The sequence below is a fragment of the Pseudomonas sp. zbq_18 genome (genome assembly GCF_043102245.1).
Taxonomy (GTDB): domain Bacteria; phylum Pseudomonadota; class Gammaproteobacteria; order Pseudomonadales; family Pseudomonadaceae; genus Aquipseudomonas.
This window is the reverse complement of sequence record NZ_JBICIT010000016.1, coordinates 170127-176263: the sequence shown is the minus strand read 5'-3', so window position 1 is coordinate 176263 and position 6137 is coordinate 170127. Positions and strand designations below refer to the sequence as shown.

At 63.4% G+C, this 6137-nt stretch carries 7 protein-coding genes; all 7 read right to left on the bottom strand.

Going from position 1 to position 6137, the window contains the following annotated elements:
* Positions 1-30: 30 nt before the first annotated feature.
* Positions 31-792, bottom strand: coding sequence for an ABC transporter substrate-binding protein (locus tag ACF8C6_RS13440; protein WP_277689612.1), 762 nt, complete (start codon positions 790-792; stop codon positions 31-33).
* A gap of 110 nt (positions 793-902) precedes the next feature.
* Positions 903-1658 carry an ABC transporter substrate-binding protein gene (locus tag ACF8C6_RS13435; RefSeq protein WP_277689613.1) on the bottom strand — a complete coding sequence of 252 codons (756 nt, stop codon included), beginning with the start codon at positions 1656-1658 and terminating at the stop codon, positions 903-905.
* A gap of 231 nt (positions 1659-1889) precedes the next feature.
* Positions 1890-2648, bottom strand: coding sequence for an imidazole glycerol phosphate synthase subunit HisF (hisF, locus tag ACF8C6_RS13430; RefSeq protein WP_277689614.1), 759 nt, complete (start codon positions 2646-2648; stop codon positions 1890-1892).
* A gap of 17 nt (positions 2649-2665) precedes the next feature.
* The gene (gene hisA / locus ACF8C6_RS13425; RefSeq protein WP_392499756.1) at positions 2666-3409 is read right to left on the bottom strand and encodes a 1-(5-phosphoribosyl)-5-[(5-phosphoribosylamino)methylideneamino]imidazole-4-carboxamide isomerase; all 744 of its coding nucleotides are present in this window, start codon (positions 3407-3409) and stop codon (positions 2666-2668) included.
* Between the two features lie 56 nt (positions 3410-3465).
* Complete coding sequence (hisH, locus tag ACF8C6_RS13420; protein ID WP_392499755.1) at positions 3466-4104, bottom strand: imidazole glycerol phosphate synthase subunit HisH; 639 nt, start codon at positions 4102-4104, stop codon at positions 3466-3468.
* Positions 4105-4698 carry an imidazoleglycerol-phosphate dehydratase HisB gene (gene hisB, locus ACF8C6_RS13415; RefSeq protein ID WP_159970776.1) on the bottom strand — a complete coding sequence of 198 codons (594 nt, stop codon included), beginning with the start codon at positions 4696-4698 and terminating at the stop codon, positions 4105-4107.
* A 126-nt stretch (positions 4699-4824) separates the two neighbouring features.
* The gene (locus tag ACF8C6_RS13410) at positions 4825-6042 is read right to left on the bottom strand and encodes a sterol desaturase family protein (RefSeq protein WP_392499754.1); all 1218 of its coding nucleotides are present in this window, start codon (positions 6040-6042) and stop codon (positions 4825-4827) included.
* Positions 6043-6137: the final 95 nt, after the last annotated feature.

Genomic DNA, 6137 nt, shown 5'->3' with positions numbered 1-6137 from the left:
GCATGCCCGGGCTTTTTCATGGTCGACGGTTTAGTCGACATATTTCTGGAAGATCTTGTCCACTTCGCCGCTGGCACGCAGGCCATCGAGTGCCTTCTGCAGGCGCTCGACCACTTCGTCCGGTGTTTCCGGGTTGAGTGCCAGGAACAGCTCGGCGCTGTCGAAGCGCAAGACGGTCTTCAGGCCGGTTATGCCTTCCTGCTTGGCCAGGTAGCGACCGGCAGGATCACCGGTGGCCCACAGGTCGATCTTGCCCTCGGCCAGTTTGTGCGCGTTTTCCTGGTCGCGCAGCGAACTGATCGGTTCCAGCCCCGACTTGAGCAGGTGCTCCTCAATGGCATCGCCCTTGTAGGCGCCGACCCGGTAGGACTTGGCCTGCTCCAGGCTGATCAGATTGATGGTGCTGTCGGCACGCGCCAGCATCACCCAGTCATCCGGGCCAATGGGGCCGACCCACTTGAACAGCTTTTCCCGCTCCGGCAGCTTGGCCATGACGAAGGCGCCGTTGTTCGGCGTTTCCAGGGCCATCTTGTAGACCCGCGCCCAAGGAAAGCGCAGGGTCATGGTGTAGGGAATGCCCGCCGCCTTGAAGGTCTCGCGCACGATGTCCACGGCAATACCGGCAAGATTCTCCTCGCGAGCGAAGTTCTTGCCGTTGGTGGCCATGTTGTAGGGCGGGAAGTTCTCGGTTTGCAGCACGACCTTGTAGTCGTCAGGCAGTTCGGCATGGGCCGCGGCGCTAAACAGCAGGCCGGTACCCAGCAGCAGCGTAGTCAGTCGCTTCAACAGCATATGGAGTTCCTTGAAAGTCAGGCCACGACGCAACGGCTTGCCGTCCGTGGGGCGCGCAGGGTAGCACGAAGCGCCGCACGGACGTGTCTGGGGAGAATAGCCAACGTGGGTCAGAGGTAACTGTTGGTGATCTCGTCGACGTAGCCTTCGCTGCGCAGTGCATCCAGTGCCTGCTGCAGGCGCTGAACCACTTCGTCGGGCGTTTCCTTGTTCAACGCCAGGTACAGCTCGGCGGCATTGAAGCGCAGCACGACTTTCAGGCCACTGGCCCCTTCCTGACGGGCGATGTAGCGGCCGACCGGGTCGGTGGTGGCCCACAGATCGATCTTGCCGCTCATCAGCTTGGCCACGTTCTCCTGGTCACGCAGGGAGTTGATCGGGGTCATCCCCTGGCTTTCCAGATGCTGGCTGACGGCATCGTTCTTGTAGGCGCCGATGGTGTACTGGCGCGCTTCTTCCAGGCTGTTTACCTGGATGTTGCTATCAGGCGCGGCCAGCAGTACCCACTCGCTCTTGGCCAGCGGCCCGACCCACTTGAACAGCGGCTTGCGCTCTTCGGTGTAGGTGGTGGAGAACAGGCCATAGTTGGGCTTGTCCAGGGTCAGGCGGTAGATACGGTCCCAGGGGAAGCGCAGGCTGAGGGTGTAACCGACACCGGCACGCTTGAACACTTCGCGCACCAGGTCGGCACTGATGCCATCGATATTTTCATCGCGGGCGAAGTTTTTCTCGTCGATGGCCATGTTGAACGGCGGGAAATTCTCCGTCAGCAGGATCACTTTGTAATCTTCGGGTAACTCGGCCTGTGCCCCGCCAGCCAGGCAGAACAGACCAAGGAACAGCGTCTTGCGCAGATACTTCAACATCGCAGTACAGCTCCAAGTGGTGTTTAGGTTGGACAGTTTCCTGCTACGCCACCTCTGCGGGCGGTCGGATGAGCGCGCATAGTGCCACGCAGGCACCTGCTCGCCGTGAGCCAGGTCACAGCGACTGCCCGGCAGCTAGCCAGACAGTCGATTTGCCGTAATAAACACGCAAGAAGCGAACCACGCGGCGCGACGCATCAATACTGATGCGCGACAGCCATTGCCGGCAGGTCAGCGCACCACGATGCCGCGACTGGCCAGGTAGGCCTTGGCCTCCGGCACGCTGTACTCGCCGAAGTGGAAGATGCTGGCGGCCAGCACCGCATCGGCCTTGCCGTCGATGATGCCGGCGGCCAGGTGTTCGAGGTTACCGACACCGCCGGAGGCGATCACCGGAATGCCCACGGCCTCGCTGATGGCGCGGGTTACACCGAGGTCGTAGCCGCTCTTTACGCCGTCCTGATCCATGCTGGTCAGCAGGATCTCGCCGGCGCCCAGGCCCTCCATCTTCTTCGCCCACTCGACCGCATCCAGGCCGGTCGGCTTGCGGCCGCCGTGGGTGAAGATTTCCCAGCGCCCAGGGGCGACCTTTTTGGCGTCGATGGCGACCACAATGCACTGCGAGCCGAAGCGGTCGGCCGCCTCACCCACGAACTCCGGGGTGAACACCGCGGCGGTGTTGATCGACACCTTGTCGGCACCGGCGTTGAGCAGGTTGCGGATGTCCTGCACGGTGCGCACACCGCCACCGACGGTGAGCGGAATGAAGACCTGACTGGCCATGCGCTCGACCGTGTGCAGGGTGGTGTCGCGACCGTCGACGCTGGCGGTGATGTCGAGGAAGGTAATCTCGTCCGCACCCTGTTCGTCGTAGCGACGGGCGATTTCCACCGGATCGCCGGCGTCGCGGATGTTCTCGAACTTGACGCCCTTGACCACGCGGCCGTTGTCCACGTCCAAACACGGGATGATGCGTTTTGCCAGTGCCATGCTAGAGCTCCGTCGACTTATTCGACCTTGTTCTTCAGGTCGCAGATGGCTTGCGCCTCAGCCACGTCCAACGTGCCCTCATAAATCGCGCGGCCGGTGATGGCGCCGACGATACCGGGGTTGTTGGTAGCCAACAGGGCCTGGATATCACCGATATTGTGGATACCCCCAGAGGCGATCACCGGGATGCGGCTGGCATTAGCCAGGGCCACGGTCGCCGGGATGTTGCAGCCCTGCATCATGCCGTCTTTGGCGATGTCGGTATAAACGATGGCGGAGACGCCGTCGGCCTCGAAACGCTTGGCCAGGTCGGTGGCCTGCACGCTGGAGACTTCGGCCCAGCCATCGGTGGCGACGAAACCATCTTTCGCATCCAGGCCGACGATGACCTTGCCCGGGAAGGCCTTGCAGGCCTCGGTGACGAATTCCGGCTCTTTAACGGCCTTGGTGCCGATGATCACGTAACTGACGCCGGCGCGTACGTAATGCTCAATGGTTTCCAGGGTGCGGATGCCACCGCCGATCTGGATCGGCAGGTTCGGGTAACGCTTGGCGATGGCGGTGACCACTTCGCCGTTGACCGGCATGCCTTCGAAGGCGCCATTGAGGTCAACCAGGTGCAGGCGGCGGCAACCGCCCTCGACCCACTTGGCGGCCATGCTCACCGGGTCATCGGAGAATACGGTGGAGTCTTCCATACGGCCCTGGCGCAGGCGCACGCAGGCGCCGTCCTTCAGATCGATAGCGGGGATAATCAGCATTTTCAGCGAGTCCTCAGGCCGGGCCTCGCACTGGGCCCGGAACAAAACGAAAGCGGTTAGAGGCGGCCATCCCAGCCGACGAAGTTCTGCAGCAACTGCAGGCCGTGGCTATGGCTCTTCTCCGGGTGGAACTGCACGGCGAACTTCGAGCCCTCGGCCAGCGCCGCGGCGAAATCCTTGCCGTAATGGCCGCGGCCGACCACCTGCGCCGGGTTGCCGGCCTCGATGTAATAGCTGTGCACGAAGTAGAAGCGGCCCATGTCCGGAATCTCGTGCCACAGCGGGTGATCGAGGCTCTGCTGCACTTCGTTCCAGCCCATGTGCGGCACCTTCAGATGCTCGCCGTCTTCATGCAGATCCTTGCCGAAGAAGCGCACCTGGCCGGGAAACAGGCCGATGCAGTCGACTCCGCCGTTCTCCTCGCTGCGCTCCAGCAGCGCCTGCATGCCGACGCAGATGCCGAGGAACGGACGATCCTGGCTGACTTCGCGCACCAGGGCATCGAAGCCCAGGCGCTTGATCTCGGCCATGCAGTCGCGGATCGCGCCGACACCGGGGAACACCACGCGGTCGGCTTCGCGGATCACTGAAGCATCGCTGGTGACCAGCACGCGGCCGGCCCCGACATGCTCCAGCGCCTTGGCCACCGAGTGCAGGTTGCCCATGCCGTAATCAATGACAGCAACGGTCTGCATTTACAGAGTGCCCTTGGTCGACGGCATCTGCCCGGCCATGCGCGGGTCCAGTTCCACGGCCATGCGCAGGGCGCGGCCGAAGGCCTTGAACACGGTCTCGATCTGGTGGTGGGTGTTGTGCCCACGCAGGTTGTCGATGTGCAGGCTGACCTGGGCGTGGTTGACGAAGCCCTGGAAGAATTCCTGGAACAGGTCGACGTCGAAACCGCCGACCACCGCGCGGGTGAACGGCACGTGCATCTGCAGGCCCGGGCGACCGGAGAAGTCGATCACCACGCGTGACAGCGCCTCGTCCAGCGGCACGTAGGAATGGCCGTAGCGGGTCATGCCCTTCTTGTCGCCGACGGCCTTGGCGAAGGCCTGGCCGAGGGTAATGCCAACGTCTTCCACGGTGTGGTGATCGTCAATGTGCAGGTCGCCCTTGCAGTAGATGTCCAGGTCGATCAGGCCATGACGGGCGATCTGGTCGAGCATGTGCTCGAGGAACGGCACGCCAATATCGAACTTGGCCTTGCCGGTGCCATCCAGGTTGATCGAGACCTTGATCTGGGTCTCCAGGGTGTTGCGCTCGACGGATGCCGTACGTTCGGCCATCTCCAGCTCCACAGGCTACTGACGGAAAAAGGCCGACATTATAGGCGGGGCGTGGCTTGCGCGGCTACCGGCGGTGGTCGGCGCGCGGGCTATCGGAGCGATTGGCCAGGGCAATCTCCCAACGGCCTATGCCTGAACCGGTTGCAGGCGCGGCGCCAGCCACGCCAACCAAAGCAGGCTGACAGCACACAGGCTGCCCAGGCCAACACCCAATAGCCACTGCCCCGGCGCCAGCCACCCGCCCCAGACCAACGCCAGCAAGGCCAGCAACAGCAACCTGCCCGCCTCCAGCCAGAAAACGCCGGCACGCCCCTCGAACAAGCGGCCAAGACTGACGCACCCCAGCACGATCAGGGGTGCCAGGCCCAGCAAAGGCCACCATGGGCCAACCTGCCTGACTGCAGCCAGATAGCCCAGAGTCAGACCATTGATCAGCAGGAACTGGGCGAAGGCATAGCACTTGATGGCGGGCGGACAGGCGCGCTCGAAGATTTCCGCCCCCATCTGCGGCCAAGGCCGATCCGCCACATCGGCCGGGCGCCAGCCGGTCGGCATCCACCACAGACGCAGCTTGTCCCACCATGAGCGCGCGGCCATGGCGTCGCCCCACAACAGGCGCCACCAGGAAAACTGCAGGCGCAACGGATCGAAGGTGCGCACCGGGGTGGTCACGCCATAGCGCACCGGCTCGGCCTCGTCGGCAAAGGTGCCGAACAGGCGATCCCACACGATGAATACGCCGCCGTGGTTCCTGTCGATGCAGTAGTCATTCTGCCCGTGATGCACACGATGATTGCTCGGCGTGACCATGAACCACTCCAACACACCCAGGCGGCCGATATGCTGCGAGTGAATCCAGAACTGGTAGACCAGCTGCACGCCAAGCAGCAGCAGAAACAGCGGTAGCGGTAAGCCGAGCAGCGCCAGCGGCAGGTAGAAGGGCCAATCGAAAGCCGTCTGGAAGGCGCCTTTGCGCAAGGCGGTGGACAGGTTGAAATCCTCGCTGGAGTGATGCGGCTGGTGCGCACCCCACAATAGGTTGACGCTGTGCAGGCTGCGATGGGCCCAGTAGAAACAGAAATCCACCGCAATGAAGCCGAGCAGCCAGGTCCAGGGCGACGCGGGGTCCAGCGTCCACAACCGCGCATGCTCGTAGAGCCAGGCGTAGGGAATCACCAGCAGCAGGCGCAGCGGCCCTTCCAGCAGCACGCGCAGCACGGCGGTGTCGATGCTGGTCGTGGCATCGGCCAGGCGGTAGGTGTGGCGCCCACTCCAGCGCTCGTAGGCGAGCTCCAGCAGAATCAGCAGGATGTACAGCGGCACGGCCATCACCACCACATTCATCGCAACCTCGGCGAATCTCGTTGTTATGCCGCCAGCCTAAACCCAAATGCCCGGCGGCGGATGGGCCGCAGCCGCCAGGCCTGCCTGCCCCGGAT

Bases quoted from the DNA above. Each gene is read 5' to 3' on its own strand.
- ACF8C6_RS13440 (WP_277689612.1), bottom strand. From the start codon at position 792: ATGCTGTTGAAGCGACTGACTACGCTGCTGCTGGGTACCGGCCTGCTG.
- ACF8C6_RS13435 (WP_277689613.1), bottom strand. From the start codon at position 1,658: ATGTTGAAGTATCTGCGCAAGACGCTGTTCCTTGGTCTGTTCTGCCTG.
- hisF (WP_277689614.1), bottom strand. From the start codon at position 2,648: ATGGCACTGGCAAAACGCATCATCCCGTGTTTGGACGTGGACAACGGC.
- hisA (WP_392499756.1), bottom strand. From the start codon at position 3,409: ATGCTGATTATCCCCGCTATCGATCTGAAGGACGGCGCCTGCGTGCGC.
- hisH (WP_392499755.1), bottom strand. From the start codon at position 4,104: ATGCAGACCGTTGCTGTCATTGATTACGGCATGGGCAACCTGCACTCG.
- hisB (WP_159970776.1), bottom strand. From the start codon at position 4,698: ATGGCCGAACGTACGGCATCCGTCGAGCGCAACACCCTGGAGACCCAG.
- ACF8C6_RS13410 (WP_392499754.1), bottom strand. From the start codon at position 6,042: ATGAATGTGGTGGTGATGGCCGTGCCGCTGTACATCCTGCTGATTCTG.